The organism is Streptomyces sp. NBC_01485 (assembly GCF_036227125.1).
Classification (GTDB): Bacteria; Actinomycetota; Actinomycetes; order Streptomycetales; family Streptomycetaceae; genus Streptomyces.
The window spans coordinates 6,704,356-6,726,692 of sequence record NZ_CP109435.1 but is presented as its reverse complement, the minus strand read 5'-3'; the positions used below and the strand labels follow the sequence as shown (position 1 = coordinate 6,726,692).

The window sequence follows — 22,337 nt, the reverse complement described above, 5'->3', positions numbered from 1 at the left end:
GTCAGATGTCAGCGCGCGAACCCCGTCAGAATGTCAGCGTGTCAGCGCGCCCCCGACGCCCGTCAAACCCCCTGTCGTGGCGGCCGAGTTGGCGATCCTGACGCCTTGGCCGTCCGGGTCCACCGCGCGCAGGGTGAACGCGAGCCGGTGGGTCGCCGTCTCGGACCGGGTGACGCCCGCCTCGCCCGACACCACCCAGGCCTTGACGGAACCCTTCCCGGAGTCCTCGCGGCGCAGCTCGACGGTGAACTCCAGTGAGATATCACCGAGTTCGAACCGCATCCCGTCCGCTGCCGCGCGGTCCCGGGCGGCGGTGAGCTCGGCGCGCAGGTGGTCGATCGCGTCCCCGACCGTGATGTCGTCCATGCACCCACGGTAACGGCTCGACTCCCGTGGGACACAGGGATTGACGGGCGCGGTGGCCGGCTCATGGAGTGGCTCACTCGTCGGTCTCCTCGATCTCCTCGACGAGCGGGGGGATCAGGTGCTGCTGGACGTGTCGTACGTACTCCTGGAGGCGGTCCCAGCACTCCTCCTCCCCGTCGCGCCAGGTGCGTACGCCCCAGTCCTGCGGGAGTGCGTGCCGCTTGACCCAGAGCATGTACGCGCAGACCGCCTCGCGCCGGTCGGCGATCCCCTCCAGGTGGCGGGCGAGCGGGCCGTCGCGGCGGACTCGGGCGAGCGCGGCGAACATGTCCACGACGGCGTAGTAGCAGAGCACGGCCTCCGTGGTGCGGTGCACACAGCGCAGGAGCAGGCCGCCGTCGCGGCGCGCCTGTTCCTCCAGCCGCCGGGTGCGTCCGAAGCGGCTGAGCCGCCCGGTGTGGAAGTGGCGCTTGACGTTGCCGATGTCCGGCACGCTCGGCCCGTCCTCGCCCGCGCCGATGAGGAGCGCGTTCATCGTGAGTACGTACGCCCCGCAGTCCGCCGCCAGTTCGCGGCGCACCTCGCGCGGAAGTCCGGCGGTGAAGGGCGGCAGCGGGAAGCCGGGACCGGTCTCGTCGTCCAGCCTGCCGTAGAGGATCGGGCCGAGTTCGCGGGCCATCAGAAAGAGGGTGCAGGCGTCGAAGACCATGAAGGGGTCGCCGGGGCCGTGGCGGGCCTCCCCCTCCGGCATGGCCATCGGGATGAGCGGCCGGGGCGGCAGCAGGGTGGCTCCGCGTCCGGGGCGCCAGGATCTCAGGTACGAGGCGATCGAGCCGTCCACGTCGGTCCAGATCCGTTCCCGGTCCGGCGCGGCGGATCCGATGCCGCCCACACCCCGTCCCCGCCCCCCTTCTCCTTCCTCTCCCCCGCCCTCGACGGCGAGGAAGAGGGCGGGCAGGACCCAGGACAGGTTGGCCATCAACTCGGCGGTCTGGGGCGGCACGCCGATGAGGAATCCCCGGCCGCCGTCCGGCAGCGGCCGGACCAGCGTCCTGGTCTCCGGGTCGGTCGACGGCTGGACGAAGACCTCCACGGTCGAGGCGAGCTGCTCGACCTCGCCGAGACCCGGCACCCGCAGTTCGCTCGCGTGGGGGTCGCCGTCGTCGGTCCGGGAGAAGGCGTGGGCGAAGAGGAGCAGGTCGAGGAGGACGCGCGGCCGGGAGGCGATCTCCACCAGCGCGGCCGGGTCGTCGAGCAGGTCACGGTCACGGTCGGGGTGTGCGCCGCGGACGAAGTCCGGGTCGGCGAAGACGCGCGACAGCCGGATCGCGTCGGCGGCCAGCGCCGTGTTCTGCGCCGCCCGGAAGAGGATGCTCGGCGCGAAGGGACCGGGGTCGGGGCTGGTGTTGGAGTCGGGGCTGGGGCTTCCCTCGGGGTCGGGGCCAGGCGTCGCGGTGCCCGACTGGTCCGGTCCGTCCGCGAGGACGATGTTCAGCGCGCGGCGCAGTCCGGCGGCGTCCCGTATCTCCACGTCCCGGTGCGGCCGTCGGACCAGGATCAGGCCGTGCGCGACGGCCGGGTCGGAGCGGACGACGAGGTCGCGAGGCCCCGCCCTGCGCACCACCACGCCGTGGCGCAGCCGGTGCCGCAGCGTCGCGACGACCTCGGCGAGGGTGTCGGTCGTGGCGGTCCCCGTCAGCACCACCTCGGCCTGGGACGTGCCGCCCGAGGGATGCAGAGCGGTGTGGTCCACGCCCGCGGCGCGCAGTACCTCCTGCGCCGCCTCGGTCTCCTTGCGGACGGGCACGGTGAAGAGATGGAAGACCGTCGGTGTGCGTCCTGTCGCTGCCTCCACAGTTCGACAGCATGCAGGACGGTGATCGCGTGGAGCAATGGGGTGAACACGCTCCGGATGATGTTGAAGATTGAACGGAATGGATTCACAGTCGCCCGTGTTGACGTCGTTGAATATTAAACATCAGCGATCTTCCTCCTCCCCAAGGAGCACACCATGGGCATCTTCGGCCGCAGGACCACCGACGAGACCGTGGACGAGACCACCGCCGAGACCACCGCCGGTACCGATGCCGGCACGGCGGCCCCCGGCCTCGCCACCCTGACCGGCGACTACTCGATCGACCCGGTGCACTCGACGATCGGCTTCGTCGCCCGCCACGCGATGGTCACGAACGTCAAGGGCAAGTTCAGCGACTTCACCGGCTCACTGCACCTGGACGGCACCGACCCGGCGCGGTCCACCGCCTCCATCGACGTCAGGATGGACAGCGTCGACACCGGGTCCGCCGACCGTGACGGCCACCTGAAGAGCGCGGACTTCTTCAAGACCGACGAGTTCCCGGCGATGACCTTCCGCTCCACCTCGGCGCAGGCCCTCGGCGACGACGGCTACCGCGTCACCGGCGACCTGAGCATCCTCGGCGTCACCAAGCCGCTCACCATCGACCTGGAGTTCAACGGCAGCGCCACGGACCCGTACGGCAACGAGCGCGTCGGCTTCGAGGGCAGGGCGGAGATCCTGCGCTCGGAGTGGGGCCTGACCTGGAACGCGGCGCTGGAGACGGGCGGCGTCCTGGTCTCCGACAAGATCAAGCTGAACTTCGACATCTCGGCGATCAAGAACGCGTAAACACGTTGGCGAATACGGAAGAAAGCGGCGGATAGGGGCCGGAAGCGAACAGCTCCCGGCCCCGCGCTGTGCCCTGTGTCACAGTCACGAGGCATGAGCACCAGGACCGGACCCCAGGCCTACCCGGGCGCGAACCGCGACCACTGGTACCAGGACGACTTCGGCGGTGACCGCATGGAGGTCAACGTCGTCGTCCTGCACACGACGGAGGGCCGCTCGCTGCCCGACTACCAGGGCGGCTCCGTCGCGCCCAACCTGACGGCGGTGCCGGACTTCGCCGCCCGGCGGCTGAAGTGGTACCAGCACTTCGACATCGACGTCTCCTCCCGCGCGCTGGCCAACCTGCGCGGCGGCGTCGAGACGAACACCCTGAACGTCTGCCAGGCGGAACTCGTCGGCACCTGCGACCCCGGGATCCACGCCAAGTGGAAGGCCCGCGACCAGGCCCACATCTACTGGCCGAAGGCCCCCGAGTGGGCGCTGCGCGCCGTCGCCCAGTACCTGGCGTGGATGCACCTCCACCACGACGTACCGCTGCGCGGGCCGACGCTGTGGCCCGCGTATCCGAAGTCGGCGGGGAACGGGGGCGGTCAGCGGATGAGCGGGGAGCGCTGGAACGCGTTCAAGGGGGTGTGCGGACACATGCACGTGCCCGAGAACGCGCACGGCGACCCCGGCGCGCTCGCCTTCGAGGCCCTGCTCGACTTCGCGAAGGCAGCGGTCCAGGACTGACATCGGTTCAGGCAACGCCGACGGTTCACGAAGTACCGGCAGTCATTCCACGAAATACCGGCGGTTCACGCAGTACCGGCCGCTCACTCGGCGCCGCCGGCCGCCGCCTCCAACTTGGCGATCGCGGCGGCCAGTCGAGCCGTACGGCTCCGTGGGGTGCGGGCCCGCAGCAGGTCGAGCATGACGAGGTACCGGTCCGTCCTGCCCAGCGCGTCGAACACCGCCTTGGCGCGCGGGTTGTCGTCCAGCGCGGCCCCGAGTTCCTCCGGGACGGCGGCGTCCTTCTGCGAGGCGTACGCCGCCGACCACCGTCCGTCCGCCCGCGCGGCCGCCACCTCGGCGAGGCCGCCGGGACGCATCCGTCCCTCGGCGGTCAGCTCCGCGACCCGCCGCACGTTGACCATCGACCAGAGACTGCCCGGCCGCCGGGGCGTGATCCGCTGGATATAACGGGTCCCGTCGAGCCCCTTGCGCTGCCCGGTGATCCAGCCGTGGCACAGGGCGACGTCGTTGACCTCCCCGGCGGTGACGGACTGCAGACCGGAACCCTTCCTGGCGACCTCGACCCAGAGACCGGGGTGCGGGGCCGGATGGGCGGCGAGCCAGGCGTCGAGGGCGGGGGCGGAGGGGAAGGAAAGGGGTGCGGGCGTCTCGGGGTCGGCTGCCGGGGTCATACGACGACCGTAGACGCGAAGTAGGTCAGTCGCTGTCCTACAGTCGGGCGGCGGGAGGGGTGGTGGCTGGTGGGCGACGGGGATCGCGTCGAGTTCCGGGGGAACGTGTTCCTCGGGCCGGTCACCGGGTTGGGAGTCGTGCCGGGGACCAGGTCGGGAGCCGCTCCCCCGCCGTCATCCGGTGGTGCCGTGTCCAGCCTGCTGGGCGCGCCCGCCGTCTTCACGGGCCGCGACACCGAGGCCGGACGACTGCTGGACGCACTGGATCCGGCCGCCGGACCCGGCAGATCCATCGGCGTCGGCGTCAGTGCCGGTGTCGTCGCCGTCGCCGTCGCGGGTCTGGGCGGAGTGGGCAAGACCGCCCTCGCCCTGCACGTGGCGCACACGGCACGGGAGCGGGGCTGGTTCCCCGGCGGGGCGCTCTTCGTGGACCTGCGCGGGTACGACGACGTCCCGGCGACCTCCGAGCACGCCGTACTGTCGCTGCTGCGGGCGCTCGGCGGCGACGAGCCGCGCGGCGAGGACCTCTACGGCCGCTACCGGGCCGAACTCGCCCGCCGCGAACCGGTGTTGATCGTCCTGAGAACCGCCGCCGCCTGCTTCGCATACGCCGGTTCCGAGGAGGAGGCGGCGAAGGCGAGGCGGCTTGCCGAGCAGCGTGGCTGAATCAGCACCCTTGTGTGAGGGGCTGCGGCGTTCCCATAATCCTGCAACCGGCTTGACCTGACCATGCCAGCGCATGGGTATTTCTTTGCGTGCACGGTGTGCGTTGGCATGCACACGCCATAGCCATCCCCCCCACGGAAGGCAGCGCCTTGAAGAAGCTCCTCACCGCCCTCAAGAGATTCGCCGTCGTCGGCGCGGCCGCCCTCGCGGTCGCCAGCCTCCAGCCCGTCTCGGCCGCGCAGGCCGCGCCCTCGCCCGTCGTCGGCGGAACCCGTGCCGCGCAGGGCGAGTTCCCGTTCATGGTCCGCTTGTCCATGGGCTGTGGCGGTGCGCTCTACACGCAGCAGATCGTGCTCACCGCCGCGCACTGCGTCAGCGGGACCGGCGCCAACACCAGCATCACCGCCACCGCCGGCGTCGTGGACCTGAACTCCACCAGCGGCCGGGTCCAGGTCAAGTCCACGTACGTGTACCGGGCGCCCGGCTACAACGGCAACGGCAAGGACTGGGCGCTCATCAAGCTCGCCTCGCCGATCACCACCCAGTCCACCCTGAAGCTCGCCACGACCACGGAGTACAACACCGGCACCTTCACCATCGCCGGCTGGGGCTCCGCGACCGAGGGCGGCGCCCAGCAGCGCTACCTGCTCAAGGCCACCGTTCCCTTCGTGAGTGACGCGGCCTGCCGTGCCTTCAGCGGCTACAGCGACCTCGTCGCCGACGACGAGATCTGCGCCGGGTACACGGCCGGCGGCACCGACACCTGCCAGGGCGACTCGGGCGGCCCGATGTTCCGCCGGGACGCGAACAACGAGTGGATCCAGGTCGGCATCGTGAGCTGGGGCATCGGCTGCGCCCGCGCCAACGCCCCCGGCGTCTACTCCGAGGTGTCCACCTTCGCCTCGGCCATAGCCTCGGCGGCGGCCTCACTCTGACGCGCGCCTCGGCCGCCGCGTAGGCCACCTCCGCACGACATACAGGCCACGCGAGCCACCTCGTACGACGTCCACGGGCCCGGCGCCGCCAAGCGCCGGGCCCGTACCCGTACCCCGTGCCCCCGCCTGTTTCAGAACCCTCCGCCGAAGTCCCCGCCCCCGCCACCCCCGCCGAAGTCCCCTCCTCCGCCGAAGCCGCCGCCGAAGTCGCCGGTGTCGAAGTCGGCGCCGGAGACGTCGCCGCCCTGGTAGCCGCCGCCGAACTCGCCGTAGCCGGTGCCGTAGTCGGAGGCGTAGGACGGGGTGGCCATCAGGGAGCCGAGCATCGTGCCGACGAGGAGGCCGGGCAGGATGCCACCGCCGAAGTACCCGCCCGCCCAGGGGCCGTAGGCCGGGCCCGCCTCCCAGTAGGGGCGGCGGCCGTAGTCGCTGTCGACCTCGCGGATGACGGGGTCGCGGCCGTCGGCGAGGCGGGTCGCGTCCGCCGCGCAGACCGGGACCTCGCGCGTGGCCCCGCCGGACGGCGTCCAGGTGGCGTCGGTGGTCGAGGGGCCGTGGCGGGGGTCGAAGAAGCAGGGCGGACGGCGCTCGGGCAGCGGCGTTGCCGCGCGGCGGGCGGCGAGCTGGGCAAGGGAGAAGCGGCCGTCCTCCAGCGCCTCGGTGACGGCGCGGACGTCCTCCGGTCGCGTCGCCGCCGCCATCGACGACTTGGCCTGTTCGTAGGCGTCCAGGGCGCGTTCGTAGTCGGCGCGCATGGCGTCGTCGGCGCGCGGCTCGGCCGGGTGGAAGTCCAGGCGGTCGAGTTCCTCGCCGAAGGCCGTGATGTCCTCGTCGACGACGACCCGCAGCCGGTCGAGGGCGGCGCGCTGTTCCTCCACGTGACGCCGGCGGTTGCGCCGTACCACGGTGTACGCGCCCGCCCCGCCGGCCACCAGGACCGCGCCCGCGGCGATCAGCGCGGTGGACGAGATCCCGTCGCCGCCGCCCGCGGAACTCCAGCTCCCGGGGGCCGAGCCGCCCAGGTTGGCCAGGGCGCGGTCGGTGAAGTCGGAGAGCTGGGTCTTGGCGTCGCTCTCGCCGCGGACGCTGCCGACCAGATTCTGGACAGCCGTGCGCGGCATGACGGAGGAGTCGGCGCGGGCGTCGAAACGGTCGCCGAGGCGGATCGCGTACAGGCCGGTGACGCCGGTGGCCGTGCGCAGGTCCGGGAACAGGTTCGCCGTGGGGTAGCCGGCCGGCAGGACGGCGATGAACAGGGGTTTGTCGGCGCTCTCGATCTGCCGCTGGAGCGCGTGCGCGTCCGCCTGGGACAGTTGGGCGCTCACCCCCGGGTCGACGTAGACCGGGCTCTTGCGCAGCGCCTCGGCGATGGTCGAGACGCTGGTCAGCTCAACGGTGGCCGCAGTGGCCGCGGTGGCGCGCGGGGCGCCCGCCGACGTCAGGACGGTGAGGACCGTCAGGGCGGCGAGCGCCAGTGCGAGCCCCAGCGCGAGCAGCGGTCCGGTGAGGCCTCGGGGAGGACGGGTCGGCAGTACGACCTTCATACCTCGAAGCTACCTGAATCACTACCAAATGGGACATACGGCGAGTCCCGGCTTCTACTCCGCCGGGTTCACCCCCGCCCGCAGCAGGCCGTACGTGTACGCGTCCTCAAGGGCCTGCCACGACGCGGCGATGACGTTCTCGGCGACGCCCACCGTGGACCACTCGCCCGTGCCGTCCGTCGTGGAGATCAGGACGCGGGTGGTGGACTGGGTGCCGTGGACGCCCTCCAGGATGCGGACCTTGTAGTCGACCAGGTCGAGCTTGGCCAGCTGCGGGTAGATCTTCTCCAGGGCCACCCGCAGGGACCGGTCCAGGGCGTTGACCGGGCCGTTGCCCTCCGCCGTAGCGACGATGCGCTCGCCCTTGGCCCACAGTTTGACCGTGGCCTCGTTGGCGTGGGTGCCGTCGGGGCGGTCCTCGACGATGGCGCGCCAGGACTCGACCTCGAAGTACTTCAGCGGCCTGCCCTCGACCTCGGCGCGCAGCAGGAGCTCGAAGGAGGCGTCGGCCGCCTCGTACGTGTAGCCCTTGAGCTCGCGCTCCTTGACCCGCGCCACGACCCGGCCGACCACCTCGCGGTCGTCGCCGAGATCGACGCCGAGTTCCTTGCCCTTGAGCTCGATGGACGCGCGGCCGGCCATGTCGGAGACCAGCATCCGCATGGTGTTGCCGACCTGCTCGGGGTCGATGTGCTGGTAGAGGTCGGGGTCCACCTTGATCGCCGAGGCGTGCAGGCCCGCCTTGTGGGCGAAGGCCGAGACTCCCACGTACGGCTGATGCGTGGACGGCGTGAGGTTGACGACCTCGGCGATCGCGTGCGAGATCCGGGTCATCTCCCGCAGCCGGCCCTCGGGCAGGACCTTCATGCCGTACTTCAGCTCCAGGGCCGCGACCACCGGGAACAGGTTGGCGTTGCCGACCCGCTCGCCGTAGCCGTTCGCCGTGCACTGGACGTGCGTGGCGCCCGCGTCCACCGCGGCCAGGGTGTTCGCCACCGCGCAGCCGGTGTCGTCCTGGGCGTGGATGCCGAGGCGGGCGCCGGTGTCGGCGAGGACCGTGGAGACGACCGCCTGGATCTGCGCCGGGAGCATGCCGCCGTTGGTGTCGCACAGGATGACCACGTCCGCGCCGGCCTCGGACGCCGCCCGGACGACCGCCTTCGCGTACTCGGGGTTCGCGCGGTAGCCGTCGAAGAAGTGCTCGCAGTCGACGAAGACCCGGCGGCCCTGGCCCTTGAGGAAGGACACGGTGTCGCTGACCATCGCCAGGTTCTCGTCCAGCGTCGTGCGCAGGGCGAGCTCCACATGCCGGTCGTGGGACTTCGCGACCAGGGTGATCACGTCCGCACCCGAGTCCAGCAGCGCCTTGACCTGCGGGTCCTGCGCGGCCTGCGCGCCCGCCCGGCGGGTCGCGCCGAAGGCGACCAGTCGGGCGTGCTTGAAGTCGATCTCCTGCCGGGCGCGGGCGAAGAACTCGGTGTCGCGCGGGTTGGCGCCGGGCCAGCCGCCCTCGATGAAGCCCACCCCGAAGTCGTCCAGGTGCCGGGCGATGGCCAGCTTGTCGGCGACGGTGAGGTTGATGCCCTCGCGCTGCGCACCGTCGCGCAGGGTGGTGTCGAAGACGTGGAACGAGTCGTCGGGTTCGCTGGTTGCGGTCATGGTCTGAAGGCTCCTGTGTCGGATCTCGGTCGTTACCGGAATGACCGGCTCCACCATCCCCCCATGTCCCTCGCGCTCTCGCTCCCGGCTGTGGGTGGGCCAGAAATGCGAAAAACCTCTCGCGGGTGCGAGAGGTCTGCGCGCGGGTCGAGGACGACGATGGCCGCTCGTACCTGGTCGTACGGAGCGGTCACTGCGGACCGGCGCGCCTGCTGCCAATAATCATGGCGAACGAGAGCACGGAGGCAGTCTGGCACAAGCCGCCACGAACCGAACCGGGCGTCTCAGGATGCGGGCGGTGAGGGCCGTGGTCGTGGACACCCGGTCCACGACCACGGCCCTCACCGATGGCGAGGTACCGGGTTACCCGGGCTCAGCCCAGCTTGTGCATCCAGCCGTGCTTGTCCTCGGCCGTGCCGCGCTGGATGTCCAGCAGGGCGCGGCGGAGCCTGAGGGTGACCTCGCCGGGCTCGCCGCCCGACTGCCGCCACTCGACGCCGGTGCGCTTGACCGTGCCGACGGGGGTGATCACGGCGGCGGTGCCGCAGGCGAAGACCTCCGTCAGCGTGCCGTTCTCGGAGTCGCGCTGCCACTGGTCGACGGAGACGCGGCCCTCCTCGGCCTCGTAGCCGAGGTCGCGGGCGACGGTGAGGAGGCTGTCGCGGGTGACGCCCTCCAGGATGGAGCCCGACAGCGAGGGCGTGACGATCCTGTCGCCGTACACGAAGTACAGGTTCATGCCGCCGAGTTCCTCGACCCAGGTGCGCTCGACCGCGTCGAGGTAGCAGACCTGGGCACAGCCCTGGGCGGCGGCCTCGGCCTGGGCGAGCAGGGAGGCCGCGTAGTTGCCGCCCGTCTTGGCGTCGCCCATGCCGCCGGGGACGGCGCGGACGTGGTCCTCGGAGACCCAGATGGAGACGGGCTTCACCCCGCCCGGGAAGTAGGCGCCAGCCGGGGAGGCGATGACGATGAACAGGTACTCGTTGGCCGGCTTCACGCCCAGTCCGACCTCGGTCGCGATCATGAAGGGCCGCAGGTAGAGGGACTCCTCGCCGCCGTGCGCGGGCACCCAGTCCTGGTCCTGGCCGACGAGCGCGTCGCAGGCCTCGATGAACGTCTCGACCGGCAGCTCGGGCATGGCCAGCCGGCGGGCGGAGGCCTGGAAGCGCAGGGCGTTCTTGTCGGGGCGGAAGGTGGCGACGGAGCCGTCGGGACGGCGGTAGGCCTTCAGGCCCTCGAAGATCTCCTGCGCGTAGTGCAGGACGTTGGTGGCCGGGTCGAGCGGGATCGCCGCGTACGGGACGAGCTGGCCGTCGTGCCAGCCGCGGCCCTCGGTCCACTTGATCGTCACCATGTGGTCGGTGAAGTGGCGGCCGAAGCCGGGGTTCGCCAGGATCGCGTCGCGCTCGGCGGCGGCGAGCGGGCTGGCGGATGGCTTGAGCTCGATCGTGGGCGTCGTCATGAGTGGTTGTCCTTCACCGTTGTGTAGTGACGGGCCGCGCTCACGTCCGTACGGTCCGTGGCCGATGGCCGGTGCCTGGGACGTCCGAGCATTCCCTCATACCGCGGCTCCGCGTTCGATTATCGCAAGCGGGGCAGGGGGAAGGAAAACGGCGTGAATGCGACCCGGGGATGATGGTGTCACCCGGTGGCGGACATGCGGAAGCCGCCGGGCGCGGATGCGACCCGACGGCTTCTGGCAGCTCGGGTCAGCGGGCTACTCGTACGGAGAGCGCGTCGCCGATCTCGGAGGTGGTGCGGGCGGGCAGCGAGCCGCGCTCCGCGAGGTCGACCGAGACGGCGTCCTCGATGCGGACCGCCTCGGCCTCGTAGCCGAGGTGGCGCAGGAGCAGGGCGACGGACAGGACCGTGGCGGTGGGGTCGGCCTTGCCCTGGCCGGCGATGTCCGGGGCCGAGCCGTGCACCGGCTCGAACATGGACGGGAACTCGCCGGACGGGTTGATGTTCCCGCTCGCGGCGACGCCGATGCCGCCGGAGACGGCCGCGGCGAGGTCGGTGATGATGTCGCCGAAGAGGTTGTCGGTGACGATCACGTCGAAGCGGGCCGGGTCCGTGACCAGGTAGATCGTCGCGGCGTCCACGTGGATGTAGTCCGTGGTGACGTCGGGGAACTCCTCGGCCACCTTGTTGAAGACGTTCGTCCACAGGTGACCGGCGAAGGCCAGCACGTTGTTCTTGTGGACCAGCGTGAGCTTCTTGCGGGGGCGGGCCTGGGCACGGGCGAAGGCGTCCCGGACCACGCGCTCGACGCCGAAGGCCGTGTTCACGGAGACCTCGGTGGCGACCTCGTGCGGGGTGCCCTTGCGGATCGTGCCGCCGTTGCCGGTGTACGGGCCCTCGGTGCCCTCGCGGACGACGATGAAGTCGATCTCGGGCTGGCCGGCCAGCGGGGTGGCGACACCCGGGAGGAGCTTCGACGGACGCAGGTTCACGTGGTGGTCGAAGAGGAAACGCAGCTTGAGCAGGAAGCCCCGCTCCAGGACACCGGACGGGACGCTCGGGTCGCCGATCGCGCCGAGCAGGATCGCGTCGTGCTGCCTGAGCGCCTCGGCGTCGGCGTCGGTGAGGGTCTCACCGGTGGCGTGGTAGCGCCGGGCGCCGAAGTCGTACTCCTTGGTCTCCAGTTTCACATCCTGCGGGAGGACGGCGGAGAGGACCTTGAGACCTTCGGCCACGACCTCCTGGCCGATGCCGTCACCGGGGATCACTGCGAGATTGAGGCTGCGAGACATGCGGGAACCCTACTCCTCGTCCCATGGGATGACACAGACCGTCCGCCATACGGACGGACGGTCAGGTGTCATGCGGACGGCAGGCGTCACACGGGGCGGGCGGCTCAGTGGCCGGTCTCGCCGCCGTTGTCGCGGCGGTCCAGGGCCCGCTGGAGGGCGGCGGCGGCGTTCTTGCGGTCGGACTCGCTGGTGCGGGAGGTGTGACGGACTCGGCGGCGGGCGGTCGTCTCGGCCATGGGAATCGACTCCTTCGAAGTCAGGGAGCACGGAGAGCGTGCGGAGGGAGCACACAGGGGGTGCGAGACGCCGGAAGGGGCGGGGAGCGGGCCACAGGGGTTGCCTGCACGGGGTCCGGCTCACGACCGCCATTCGCTTGATCGAGCGAGACGTTCGGCTCCTACAAAAGTAAGGGAGGAGCGCGCGCCTGTCTCTACAGTTAGTCGGACTTCCTACTATCTGAGACGGCGCGTTGCCGACCGCCCCCGCCGAGGGCCGTGATCACCGCTTCCCGGAAGCCCTCCGGGTCCTCCGTCCACGGTCCTCCGTCCACCTGGGGCGAGTCTGCCCAGGGGACATGCGGACGGGCCAGGTCCGGAAGACCTGGCCCGTTCGGTGCGGTGCTGTGCGCGTGAGGCGGTGTCAGCCGTCAGCCCATGTGCGGGTACGTGTAGTCGGTCGGCGGGACCAGCGTCTCCTTGATGGCGCGGGTCAGGGTCCAGCGCATCAGGTTCTGCGGGGCACCGGCCTTGTCGTCGGTGCCGGAGGCACGGCCGCCGCCGAAGGGCTGCTGGCCGACGACGGCGCCGGTCGACTTGTCGTTGATGTAGAAGTTGCCGGCCGCGTAGCGCAGTTTCTCCATCGTGTACGCGGCGGCGGCACGGTCGTGGGAGATGACCGAACCGGTGAGCGCGTAGTCCGACACCGACTCCATCTGCGTCAGCATCTCGTCGTACCGCTCGTCCTCGTAGACGTGCACGGCGAGGAACGGGCCGAAGTACTCGGTGGTGAAAACCTCGTTCCCCGGGTCGGTGCACTCGACGACGGTCGGGCGGACGAAGTAGCCGACCGAGTCGTCGTAGGAGCCGCCCGCGACGATCGTGCAGGTCGGGTCCGACTTGGCGCGGTCGATGGCCGCCTTGTTCTTGGCGAACGAGCGCTCGTCGATGACCGCGCCGATGAAGTTGGCGAAGTCGGTGACGTCACCCATGGTCAGGTGGTCGACCTCGGCCGCGAACTCCTCCTTGAAGCCGGAGTTCCAGATCGACGCCGGGATGTAGGCGCGGGAGGTCGCGGAGCACTTCTGGCCCTGGTACTCGAAGGCGCCCCTGGTCAGGGCGGTCTTCAGTACGGCCCGGTCGGCGCTCGGGTGGGCCACGACGAAGTCCTTGCCGCCGGTCTCGCCGACCAGGCGCGGGTAGGAGCGGTACTTCTCGATGTTGGCGCCGACCGTCTTCCACAGGTACTGGAAGGTCTTCGTCGAGCCGGTGAAGTGGATGCCGGCGAGGTCGCGGTGCTCGAGGGCGACCTTCGACACCTCGATGCCGTCACCCGTGACCAGGTTGATGACGCCCTTGGGCAGCCCCGCCTCCTCCAGCAGCCGCATGAGCAGCACGGCGGCGTGGGTCTGCGTCGGGGACGGCTTCCAGACCACCACGTTGCCCATCAGCGCGGGCGCGGTCGGCAGGTTGCCCGCGATCGCCGTGAAGTTGAACGGCGTGATCGCGTAGACGAAGCCTTCCAGCGGGCGGTGGTCGAGGCGGTTCCAGACGCCCGGGGAGTTGGCCGGGGGCTGCTCGGCCAGGATCTGGCGGGCGTAGGCGACGTTGAAACGCCAGAAGTCGACCAGCTCGCAAGGGCAGTCGATCTCGGCCTGCTGGGCGGTCTTCGACTGGCCGAGCATGGTGGACGCGGCGAGGGTCTCGCGCCAGGGGCCGGCGAGCAGTTCGGCGGCGCGCAGGATGATCGCGGCGCGGTCGTCGAAGGACATGGCGCGCCAGGCGGGCGCGGCGGCGAGGGCCGCGTCGATCGCGTCCTGGGCGTCGGCCTGCGTCGCGTCGGCGTACGTGCCGAGGCGGGCCGTGCGGTTGTGCGGCTGTACGACGTCGAAGCGCTCGCCGCCGCCCATGCGCCGCTCGCCGCCGATGGTCATCGGCAGGTCGACCGGGTTCTCGGCCAGTTCCTTGAGCCTGACCTCCAGCCGGGCCCGCTCGGGCGAGCCGGGCGCGTAGCCGTGCACCGGCTCGTTGACGGGGGTGGGGACCTGGGTCACAGCGTCCATGATGTCCGTAACTCCTTGTGCTTGAGCGGGTGTTCGGGCTTCAGCCCTTGCTGAGGGTCGAGCGTGCGAAGAAGCGCGGGTTCGCCGGCTTCTCCGCCAGGCGGCGCATGCTGCGCCTTCCCGGGGGACACCCCCCGGACCCCCGGCCGAGACTCCGTGCGTGCGCCATCTTTCAACCTCGGGTGAGCATGCTGCGGGCGAAAAAGCGCAGGTTCGCCGGCTTCTCGGCCAGACGGCGCATGAAGTAGCCGTACCAGTCGGTGCCGTAGGCGGTGTAGACGCGCATGCGGTGGCCTTCGGCGGCGAGGCGGAGGTGCTCGTCGCTGCGGATGCCGTACAGCATCTGGAACTCGTACTCGTCGGGCTTGCGGCCGGCGCGCCGGGCGAGTTCCTGGGCGATGGAGATGAGGCGCGGGTCGTGGGACCCGATCATCGGGTACCCGAGGCCCTCCATCAGAGTCCTCAGGACCCGGACGTACGCCTTGTCGATCTCGTGTTTCTGCTGGTACGCGACCTCGGCGGGCTCCTTGTACGCGCCCTTCACGAGCCGTACCCGGCTGCCGGCCGCGGCGAGGCGTCGGGCGTCGGCCTCGGTGCGGAACAGGTAGGCCTGGATGACGCAGCCGGTCTGCGGGAAGTCCCGGCGCAGTTCCTCGTGGATGGCGAACATCGAGTCGAGGGTGGTGTGGCCCTCGGCGTCGAGCGTGACGGTCGTCCCGATGGCGGCGGCGGCCTCGACGACCGGGCGGACGTTGGCGAGAGCCAGCTCGTGACCGCCGTGGAATGTAGGGGTGGGCCCGGAGGGCCCTTCGAACAGGGCGGTGGTGGGCGACGGGAGGACCTGCCCGAACATCGACAGCTTGACGGACATCTCGACCCGCTCGCCCAGCTCCAGCCCCTTGAGCCGGGCGATCAGCGCCAGATAGGCGTCGCGGGCGGCGGCGGCCTGCTCGGGGGTGGTGATGTCCTCGCCGACGACGTCCATCGTCAGCTCCAGCCCCTGCCCGGTGAGCTGCTCGATGATCGGCACGACGTCGTCGACCGACTCACCGGGGATGAAGCGGTCGACGACCTGTTTCGTCACCGGGGCCGCCGAGATCAGGCGTCGCATCCGGTCGCTGCGCGACGCGGCGAGAATCACGGGACCCAGCACGGGGCACCTCCACAAACCAGCAGATAGAACCACCGTGAAACCTAAGGATCCCTCCGATCGTCGGCCATCGACACCTGTCACGCATCCGTGCCGCAGATCTCAGACAGATGTATGAAGGGCAGCGGGGATGGGGGAGAATGCCCCGGTGACGTCCGAATACAGGGAACACCGGGGTGACTACCAGGAGCTGGTCGACGAGCTCTCCGAGCTGCTCGGCGCCCCCGCGACCCTGGAGAACCGCGACTTCGAGCTGATCGCCTTCGCCGTGTACGACAGCGAGGGCGAGCTCGACGCGTCGGCGCTGGACCCGGTGCGCACCCGCTCGATCCTGACCCGGCGTTCCACGGCCGCCGTCCGCACCTGGTTCGAGGGCTTCGGCATCACACGCGCGAGCGGCCCGGTCCGGATCCCGCCGACGCCCGAGGCCGGGGTGTACACGGGGCGCGTCTGCCTGCCGGTACGCCATCGGGGGGTGGTCCTGGGCTACGTCTGGCTGCTCGTCGACGATCCCGGACCGTCGGACGCCCGACTGGCGGCGGCGATGGAGGTGGCAGGCCGGATCGGCGCGCTGCTCGCCGACGAGGCGCAGCACGGCGCGGACCTCACCCGGGAGCTGCGGGCGGTGCTGACCGCGCAGCCCGGCTGGCAGCGGGACATGGCGGTGGCGGAGCTGCGCACCGCGCTCGGCGCCCGCGCGGACGGCCCGCACACGGTGGTGTGCGTGACGCCATGGCCGTCCGCCGACCCGGACGACGCCCCCTCGCTCCGTACGCTGCCGGGCGCGACGGCGCTGTGCACGGTGCCGTGGGGCACGGCGTCCCAGTCCCTGGCCCTGCTGGTCCGGCTGCGCGCGGCGGACACCCTCACCCCGGCGACGTCGGCGGCGGCCCGGCTGCTGGAGCGGGCAGGGGAGACGGCGGCGGGAGAGGTGTCGACACAAGTGACGGCGGCGGGACGGATCGCCGCAGGAGTCGCGGCCGGGCGGGTCGGTCTGGCGGAGGTCGGCGCGGCCTGGGAGGAGGCGTCGGCGTCGGCGCGGGCGGCGCTGGCGGAGCCCCGGCTCGGCCCGGTCGCCCGGTGGGCGTCCATCGGCCCGTACCGCCTGCTGACCGCCCTGCCCCCGGAGGCCGCTCAAGACCCCGCCGCGGGAACGCTGTTGTCCCCCGCCCACCGCGAACTCGCCCGCACGGCCGAGGTGTACCTCGACTGTGCGGGCCAAGCGGGCCGTACGGCAGCGGAGTTGGGGATCCACCGGCAGACGCTGTACTACCGGCTCTCACGCGTCGAGCAACTGACGGGACTGGACCTGGACGACGGCGAGGACCGCCTGCTGCTGCACATGACCCTGAAGGCGGCCCGACTCCCCCGGCAGCCCGCACGGTTCTAGGTTCCGCGGTTTGATGGATGAGGAATTTCACGGGTCCGCGGTCACTGACCGCTCTCAGTAACCACCGTCCTCCGCATGGCGATCAAGGGTTCAGCCCCGCTGTCGGGAAGGGGCCCGCCGAGCGTACGGGCCGCCTCGTCCAGCTCCGCGTGTGGCGGGACGTGCGCATCGGATGTCGTCCAGGATGCTCTCCATCCATTCGATCCACATCGTCTCTCCGTGCAGAAGGTCGGAAGGTCGGAAGTGAGCTGGGCCGGTTCGGGTCGTCAGACGAGGCCGTGCTCGTGGGCGAACACCACGATCTGCACCCGGTCGCGCAGGCCGAGCTTGCGCAGGATGGATCCGACGTGGGTCTTGACCGTCGACTCTCCGGCGAAGACGCTGCGTGCGATCTCGGCGTTGCTCAGTCCCTGGGCGACGGCGACGAAGACCTCCCGCTCCTTGTCCGTCAGGGCGCCGAAGGCGGCCGGTGCCGGGGTCGTGGCGCGGACCTGCTGTTCCATGAGGGTGATGAGGTCGGCGGGGGCGAGCACCGCGTGCCCCGCGTGCACGGTGCGAATGGCGTTGCACAACTGCTGCGGGGTGGCTTCCTTGAGGAGGAAACCACTGGCGCCGTGGCGGATGGCGGTGGCGGCCCGGTCGTCGAGGTTGAACGTGGTCAGCACCACCACCCGGAGCGGGCGGATGAGGCCGGTGGTGGGGGAGGGCAGGAAGATCTGCCGGGTGGCCTCGACGCCGTCCATGCCCGGCATGCGAATGTCCATGAGGACCACGTCGGGCCGGCGCTCGTCGACGAGGCTGACCGCTTCGTGTCCGTCGGCGGCGGTGCCGACGACGGTCATGTCCGGCTGGGCCTGCACCATCACCTGCACGCCCTCGCGGAAGAGCCGCTGGTCGTCGACGATCAGGACCCGGATGTCGCGGGTGGAGTCGTCGAGCCGGTTCATCGGGACTCCGTCCGTACCGGAATCCACGCTGTGACCTGGAATTCCTCGCCTTCGCTGCCGGTTCCCCGCTGGATGTCGAGCCTGCCGCCCACCAGGGCGAGGCGCTGCCGCATGCCCGCCAGCCCCAGCCCGGCGGACGGGACGGACCTCGGCTCGGCGGCGATCGCGTTCCGCACCTGGATGCGCAGTTCGTGCTCCCCGGGCCGCTGCGGCCAGTGGCGGTCCAGACGGACCGGAACACTTCTGCGGCCGTGCTTGACGGCGTTGGTGAGCGATTCCTGCAGCACGCGCAGCGCTACGTTCCGCACATCGGGCGCCAGGGGACGTTCGGTGCCGTGCTCGGTGTGGATGACTTCCTGGCCGCCCGCGCGCACCCCGGTCAGGATGTCGTCCAGGCGCCCCGCCCGTCCGCCCGCGTCCGCCGGGGCGTCGGTCAGCACATGCCGTACGTCCTGCAGGGAGCTACGGGCCGATGTCGCGATGTTCTGCATGATCCTCTTCGTGTTGTCCCGTGCGTCCTCGTCGTCGGGAAGGTACTGGGCCGACTCGGCCTGCGCGAGGATCACCGCCAGCGAGTGGCCGACGACATCGTGGACATCCCTGGCCAGGCGCGCCTGCTCCTCCTGGAGCGCGGCGATCTCCTGGGCCTGGGAGCGTTCGGCGTGCGCGCGTTCCGTGTCCGCCTCGGCGGCTTCCTGCGACCGCTTCGCGGCTCGGGCGCGCTCCGCGAAGCGGACCGTCAGCCCGGCCAGCCAGGGCAGCCCCAGAAGCGTCACGGCGGTGACCAGCACGACGTACGCCCAGTTCGCCCCGGATTGGCTGAGCCAGATACTCAGCCCGCCGAGGGGCCCCGTGATCGGCAGCGGGCCACCCGCGGCGGCGTGCAGCAGGACCAGGCCGGCGGCGAGGGGGGCGGCCAGGCCGCTCAGCCACAGCGTCGCCCGGTTCCCCCACCGGACACAACCAAAGAGCACGCTCGCCTCGCCGACCTGGACGAGCAGGAACGGGGCGGCGGCCAGCACCTGGGCCACGCTCACCAGCGCGGCCAGCGCGAGCGCCGCACCCGGTGCGCGCCGGCTCCCGCCGACCACCGTCGCGGCGCTCACGACCAGCAGGAGCTGTCGGCCGTCGACCGTGGACGGAGCGCGCCAGGCCACCTCCAGGAGCCCCAGGAGAAGGACAGCGAGGCCGACGGCCGCGTCCGGAGCCCAAGCACGCCGGAACCAAGAGACACTCACACCGTTTCTCCACCCGTGCCGGGGCCGGTCAGCCCACAACCGACCCGAGGAAACCCTGGTAGACGACCGCGTAGGCGCACAGTGCCAGTGACACGGTTGCCGCCAGCGTCAGCGCCCGCTCACGGTTGCCGCGCCCCATCGCCAGAGGCAACGCCACCATGAGCGCCGCACACACCCAGGCCTGCGGCATGTACTTCAGCACGAAGGCGTAGTGGGCGGCCTCCGTGCCGATCGCTCCGGCCAATGCGGCGCCCCCGACGATACGGCGGTTGAGGCTGCCGCGCCGCCACCAGGCCCCGGCGGCGCCGAACAGCGGTCCGGCCACGACCGCCATGACCAGCCACACCAGCACGTAGGTCAGCGTACCCATGCCGTCACGGCCGAATTCGGCGAACCCGTAGTAGCCGGTGACCAGCCCCACCTCCGCGGCCAGCCCTCCGGCCACCGCCACCCGCACGCCCCGGTCCGCCAGCAGGGCGCCGGCGACGAAGGCGACCGCCGACCAGACCGCCCCCGAGTTGGCGATCTGATTCCAGCTGCCCGGCAGCCAGCCCTGCGCCAGATTCGTCAGGACACCCAGCGCGAGTCCGGCGCCGAGACATCCCGCGACCCTTCTCGGCGCGAAACGGTCCGGCGAGAGCGGTGCGACCTCGCGCCTCTGTGTGGCGAACATGTCGGGGCCAGCCCTTCTGCAGCGATCGGCAATGACGTCCCGCCGCCCGTCGGACACGGTGCGGCTGAGGAGGCTTCCACTGTCCCGATCCCTTGCCCGCGCCGCCTCCGCCTCAGGTACGCGGAGTCGGTACCTGAGGCGGAGGAGGTGAGGAGATGAGTCTGCGAGGTGGCAGCTGTAGCGGATCTTGCCGTTGTCCCGGGGCTCACCAGTGGATGCAGCGGCCGTCGATGCTGTGCTCCCACCTGCCTCGGCGAGGGTCTCGTCGCCCCGGGAACGGTGTTCTCGGAGGTCTGGCTGCCCAGAGCCATCTGTTCGACGTCGCCGGAGGGGGCTGCCTTGTCGTCCGAGCACGACCGGTCGACGCTGCCGGTCCTTGGGCTGACCGGCGGGGAAGGCTTCGACGTCTTGGAGGTCGGCAAGTGCCCAGTCCGGCATGCCACGTTCGTCGGCAAGGAAGAGGGCAAGGCCACGCACGATGGCCGGCGCCCCTCGATGGTCGCATCGCTGCGAGGCCGAGTCCCGGCCCTCCGGGCCCGTTCGCGCGAGTGCAGCACGAAATCGGCGAATGCCTCCACCGGCGGCCGCAGAACCTCGGGCGGAAGGCCGATGACGGCAGGCGCTACTCAGAGCGACCGCGGAGGAATCCCAGCGAGACGTTCTGCTCATGATCCGCGGCCACGAGCAGTGCTCACCACGCGCGGAATTCGACGATTCCGCAGGAGTCCGTGCTCACGAAGCGGCGGTCCCTACACCGGCAGCCCGCACGGTCGTGAAGAAACGGAACGCGCAAACGGCGGACGGGCTGAGAAACTCAGCCCGTCCGGGGGTCCCCCCTCTGGGGGAGTTCGAGGACGAGGCCCCTTCAGGGCCGAAGCGGGGGCCTGGGGGCGGCAGCCCCCAGAACGGCGGCGACCTCAGACGAGGTTCACCGCACGAGCGGACGTCGCGCCGATCTCCTCGGCGACCTCCGCCAGCACACCCACCGGCACCGTGTCGTCGACGGTCAGCACGGCCAGCGCCTCGCCACCCGCGACCGCGCGTGCGACCTGCATACCGGCGATGTTGATCCCCGCCTCACCGAAGACCCGCCCCACGGTGCCGACGACACCCGGACGGTCCTCGTACTTGAGGACGACCATGTGATCGGCGAGCGCGAGATCGACGTCGTACTCGCCGACCGCGACGATCTTCTGAACGTTCTTCGGACCGGCCAGCGTGCCGGACACCGACACCTCCTCGCCGTCCGAGAGCGTGCCGCGCACGGTCACGACGTTCCGGTGGTCGGCCGACTCCGAGCTGGTCGTCAGCCGCACCTCGACCCCGCGCTCCTGCGCGAACAGCGGCGCGTTGACGTAGGACACGGTCTCGTCGACGACGTCCTCGAAGACACCCTTGAGGGCCGACAGCTCCAGCACCTTCACATCGTGCTGGGTGATCTCGCCGTACACCTCGACGTCGAGGCGGACCGCGACCTCACCGGCGAGCGCGGTGAAGATCCGGCCGAGGCGCTCGGCGAGCGGCAGACCGGGCTTGACGTCCTCGGCGATGACACCGCCCTGGACGTTCACCGCGTCCGGCACGAGCTCACCGGCGAGGGCGAGCCGCACGGAACGCGCGACCGCGATACCGGCCTTCTCCTGCGCCTCGTCGGTCGAGGCGCCGAGGTGCGGGGTGGCGACGACCTGGTCGAACTCGAACAGCGGGGAGTCCGTACAGGGCTCCTTCGTGTACACGTCGAGACCAGCGCCGGCGACCCGGCCCTCCTTCAGCGCCGAGTACAGCGCCTCCTCGTCGACGATCCCGCCGCGCGCCGCGTTGACGATCCGCACGCTCGGCTTGACCTTGCGCAGCGCCTCGTCACCGATCAGACCGACCGTCTCGGGGGTCTTCGGCAGGTGGACGGTGATGAAGTCGGCGACCTCGAGCAGCTCGTCCAGCGACAGCACCTTGACGCCCATCTGCGCGGCGCGCGCGGGCTGCACGTAGGGGTCGTAGGCGACGACCTTCATGCCGAAGCCGGACATGCGCTGCGCGACGAGCGCGCCGATGCGGCCCAGACCCACGACACCGAGGGTCTTCTCGGCCAGCTCCACGCCCGTGTACTTGCTGCGCTTCCACTCGCCGTTCTTCAGCGCCGCGTTGGCCTGCGGGATGTGGCGGGCGGTGGCGAGCAGCAGACCGCAGGCCAGCTCGGCGGCGGTCACGATGTTCGAGGTGGGGGCGTTGACGACCATCACGCCGGCCTTGGTGGCGGCGGAGACGTCGACGTTGTCCAGGCCGACGCCGGCTCGTGCGACGACCCTCAGCTTCTTCGCGGCGGCGATCGCCTCGGCGTCGACCTTGGTGGCCGAGCGGATCAGGATCGCGTCGACGTCGGCGATGGCGGGGAGCAGTTCGGCCCGGTCCGCGCCGTTGCAGTGCCGGATCTCGAAGTCCGGGCCGAGCGCGTCCACGGTCGCGGGCGACAGCTCTTCAGCGATGAGTACGACAGGTTTCGAGCTCACGTGAGTCCTCACAAGTCCATTGCGTGCGGACGGCCGTCCCGACGGCCGCAGGCGGTGGAGGGGCTAGCCGCGTGGAAGACGCACGACGCTGTGGGCCTGAACGCGTATGTAGTGCAGCAGTGTAGTGCTGCACCGGAGGTCGCCTTACGCCTCTGCGGAAGGATCACCCGGACGTGGC

Annotated in this window: 19 protein-coding genes; 5 read left to right on the top strand and 14 right to left on the bottom strand. The window is 71.0% G+C overall.

Features of this window, described 5'->3' with window-relative positions; all coding sequences use genetic code 11:
- Positions 1 to 33 precede the first annotated feature (33 nt).
- Together OG352_RS30530 and OG352_RS30525 are read right to left on the bottom strand one after the other, a co-directional pair.
- A complete protein-coding gene (locus tag OG352_RS30530) occupies positions 34 to 366 on the bottom strand; it encodes a trypco2 family protein (protein ID WP_329221368.1) in 333 nt (110 codons plus the stop codon).
- Between the two features lie 73 nt (positions 367 to 439).
- Positions 440 to 2,221, bottom strand: coding sequence for a hypothetical protein (locus OG352_RS30525; RefSeq protein WP_329221366.1), 1,782 nt, complete (start codon positions 2,219 to 2,221; stop codon positions 440 to 442).
- Between the two features lie 156 nt (positions 2,222 to 2,377).
- On the opposite strand from OG352_RS30525, the gene OG352_RS30520 reads away from it, so the two are divergent.
- Both OG352_RS30520 and OG352_RS30515 read left to right on the top strand, forming a co-directional pair.
- Positions 2,378 to 3,013, top strand: a complete 636-nt coding sequence (locus OG352_RS30520) for a YceI family protein (protein WP_329221365.1) — start codon at positions 2,378 to 2,380, stop codon at positions 3,011 to 3,013.
- A gap of 93 nt (positions 3,014 to 3,106) precedes the next feature.
- Positions 3,107 to 3,745 carry a hypothetical protein gene (locus OG352_RS30515; protein WP_329221364.1) on the top strand — a complete coding sequence of 213 codons (639 nt, stop codon included), beginning with the start codon at positions 3,107 to 3,109 and terminating at the stop codon, positions 3,743 to 3,745.
- 83 nt (positions 3,746 to 3,828) lie between these two features.
- Here OG352_RS30515 and OG352_RS30510 read toward each other — a convergent pair whose 3' ends face one another.
- Positions 3,829 to 4,419 (bottom strand): YdeI/OmpD-associated family protein, encoded by a 591-nt coding sequence (locus OG352_RS30510; RefSeq protein ID WP_329221363.1) that lies wholly within the window; start codon positions 4,417 to 4,419, stop codon positions 3,829 to 3,831.
- 189 nt (positions 4,420 to 4,608) lie between these two features.
- On the opposite strand from OG352_RS30510, the gene OG352_RS30505 reads away from it, so the two are divergent.
- The gene (locus OG352_RS30505) at positions 4,609 to 5,085 is read left to right on the top strand and encodes a hypothetical protein (RefSeq protein WP_329221362.1); all 477 of its coding nucleotides are present in this window, start codon (positions 4,609 to 4,611) and stop codon (positions 5,083 to 5,085) included.
- A gap of 149 nt (positions 5,086 to 5,234) precedes the next feature.
- Positions 5,235 to 6,020 (top strand): S1 family peptidase, encoded by a 786-nt coding sequence (locus OG352_RS30500; RefSeq protein ID WP_329221361.1) that lies wholly within the window; start codon positions 5,235 to 5,237, stop codon positions 6,018 to 6,020.
- A gap of 131 nt (positions 6,021 to 6,151) precedes the next feature.
- On the opposite strand, the gene OG352_RS30495 is transcribed toward OG352_RS30500, so the two are convergent.
- The 7 genes from OG352_RS30495 to OG352_RS30465 all read right to left on the bottom strand — a co-directional run bounded on the left by OG352_RS30495 (position 6,152) and on the right by OG352_RS30465 (position 15,407).
- The gene (locus OG352_RS30495; RefSeq protein ID WP_329221359.1) at positions 6,152 to 7,564 is read right to left on the bottom strand and encodes a hypothetical protein; all 1,413 of its coding nucleotides are present in this window, start codon (positions 7,562 to 7,564) and stop codon (positions 6,152 to 6,154) included.
- Between the two features lie 54 nt (positions 7,565 to 7,618).
- A complete protein-coding gene (gene cimA / locus OG352_RS30490) occupies positions 7,619 to 9,223 on the bottom strand; it encodes a citramalate synthase (protein WP_329221357.1) in 1,605 nt (534 codons plus the stop codon).
- A gap of 373 nt (positions 9,224 to 9,596) precedes the next feature.
- Positions 9,597 to 10,685, bottom strand: a complete 1,089-nt coding sequence (locus OG352_RS30485; RefSeq protein ID WP_329221355.1) for a branched-chain amino acid aminotransferase — start codon at positions 10,683 to 10,685, stop codon at positions 9,597 to 9,599.
- 247 nt (positions 10,686 to 10,932) lie between these two features.
- On the bottom strand, positions 10,933 to 11,976 hold the full coding sequence (locus OG352_RS30480; RefSeq protein ID WP_329221353.1) for a 3-isopropylmalate dehydrogenase: 1,044 nt from the start codon (positions 11,974 to 11,976) through the stop codon (positions 10,933 to 10,935).
- Positions 11,977 to 12,080: 104 nt separating this feature from the next.
- Positions 12,081 to 12,212, bottom strand: coding sequence for a hypothetical protein (locus OG352_RS30475; protein ID WP_123997543.1), 132 nt, complete (start codon positions 12,210 to 12,212; stop codon positions 12,081 to 12,083).
- Positions 12,213 to 12,622: 410 nt separating this feature from the next.
- The gene (pruA, locus tag OG352_RS30470) at positions 12,623 to 14,254 is read right to left on the bottom strand and encodes an L-glutamate gamma-semialdehyde dehydrogenase (protein WP_329221351.1); all 1,632 of its coding nucleotides are present in this window, start codon (positions 14,252 to 14,254) and stop codon (positions 12,623 to 12,625) included.
- 172 nt (positions 14,255 to 14,426) lie between these two features.
- Positions 14,427 to 15,407, bottom strand: coding sequence for a proline dehydrogenase family protein (locus OG352_RS30465; protein WP_329221349.1), 981 nt, complete (start codon positions 15,405 to 15,407; stop codon positions 14,427 to 14,429).
- Between the two features lie 127 nt (positions 15,408 to 15,534).
- Here OG352_RS30465 and OG352_RS30460 point away from each other — a divergent pair, with 127 nt between their 5' ends.
- On the top strand, positions 15,535 to 16,794 hold the full coding sequence (locus OG352_RS30460; protein WP_329221348.1) for a PucR family transcriptional regulator: 1,260 nt from the start codon (positions 15,535 to 15,537) through the stop codon (positions 16,792 to 16,794).
- 266 nt (positions 16,795 to 17,060) lie between these two features.
- Here the strand turns inward: OG352_RS30460 and OG352_RS30455 are convergent, their stop codons facing one another.
- The 4 genes from OG352_RS30455 to serA form a co-directional block, all read right to left on the bottom strand.
- The gene (locus OG352_RS30455; RefSeq protein ID WP_329221347.1) at positions 17,061 to 17,741 is read right to left on the bottom strand and encodes a response regulator transcription factor; all 681 of its coding nucleotides are present in this window, start codon (positions 17,739 to 17,741) and stop codon (positions 17,061 to 17,063) included.
- Positions 17,738 to 18,979 (bottom strand): sensor histidine kinase, encoded by a 1,242-nt coding sequence (locus OG352_RS30450; protein WP_329221345.1) that lies wholly within the window; start codon positions 18,977 to 18,979, stop codon positions 17,738 to 17,740. The genes OG352_RS30455 and OG352_RS30450 overlap by 4 nt, the downstream gene beginning before the upstream one ends.
- Positions 18,980 to 19,007: 28 nt before the next feature.
- Positions 19,008 to 19,652: a DUF6518 family protein gene (locus OG352_RS30445; protein ID WP_329221344.1), complete on the bottom strand. Its 645-nt coding sequence runs from the start codon at positions 19,650 to 19,652 to the stop codon at positions 19,008 to 19,010.
- Positions 19,653 to 20,569: 917 nt separating this feature from the next.
- Complete coding sequence (serA, locus tag OG352_RS30440) at positions 20,570 to 22,159, bottom strand: phosphoglycerate dehydrogenase (RefSeq protein ID WP_329221343.1); 1,590 nt, start codon at positions 22,157 to 22,159, stop codon at positions 20,570 to 20,572.
- Positions 22,160 to 22,337 lie beyond the last annotated feature (178 nt).

What these genes read in the sequence shown, in the direction of transcription:
- OG352_RS30480 (WP_329221353.1), bottom strand. Translation starts at nt 11,976, where the DNA reads ATGTCTCGCAGCCTCAATCTCGCAGTGATCCCCGGTGACGGCATCGGC.
- OG352_RS30495 (WP_329221359.1), bottom strand. Translation starts at nt 7,564, where the DNA reads ATGAAGGTCGTACTGCCGACCCGTCCTCCCCGAGGCCTCACCGGACCG.
- OG352_RS30515 (WP_329221364.1), top strand. Translation starts at nt 3,107, where the DNA reads ATGAGCACCAGGACCGGACCCCAGGCCTACCCGGGCGCGAACCGCGAC.
- OG352_RS30520 (WP_329221365.1), top strand. Translation starts at nt 2,378, where the DNA reads ATGGGCATCTTCGGCCGCAGGACCACCGACGAGACCGTGGACGAGACC.
- OG352_RS30510 (WP_329221363.1), bottom strand. Translation starts at nt 4,419, where the DNA reads ATGACCCCGGCAGCCGACCCCGAGACGCCCGCACCCCTTTCCTTCCCC.
- OG352_RS30530 (WP_329221368.1), bottom strand. Translation starts at nt 366, where the DNA reads ATGGACGACATCACGGTCGGGGACGCGATCGACCACCTGCGCGCCGAG.
- OG352_RS30455 (WP_329221347.1), bottom strand. Translation starts at nt 17,741, where the DNA reads ATGAACCGGCTCGACGACTCCACCCGCGACATCCGGGTCCTGATCGTC.
- OG352_RS30445 (WP_329221344.1), bottom strand. Translation starts at nt 19,652, where the DNA reads ATGTTCGCCACACAGAGGCGCGAGGTCGCACCGCTCTCGCCGGACCGT.
- pruA (WP_329221351.1), bottom strand. Translation starts at nt 14,254, where the DNA reads ATGGACGCTGTGACCCAGGTCCCCACCCCCGTCAACGAGCCGGTGCAC.
- OG352_RS30475 (WP_123997543.1), bottom strand. Translation starts at nt 12,212, where the DNA reads ATGGCCGAGACGACCGCCCGCCGCCGAGTCCGTCACACCTCCCGCACC.
- OG352_RS30460 (WP_329221348.1), top strand. Translation starts at nt 15,535, where the DNA reads ATGGGGGAGAATGCCCCGGTGACGTCCGAATACAGGGAACACCGGGGT.
- OG352_RS30485 (WP_329221355.1), bottom strand. Translation starts at nt 10,685, where the DNA reads ATGACGACGCCCACGATCGAGCTCAAGCCATCCGCCAGCCCGCTCGCC.
- cimA (WP_329221357.1), bottom strand. Translation starts at nt 9,223, where the DNA reads ATGACCGCAACCAGCGAACCCGACGACTCGTTCCACGTCTTCGACACC.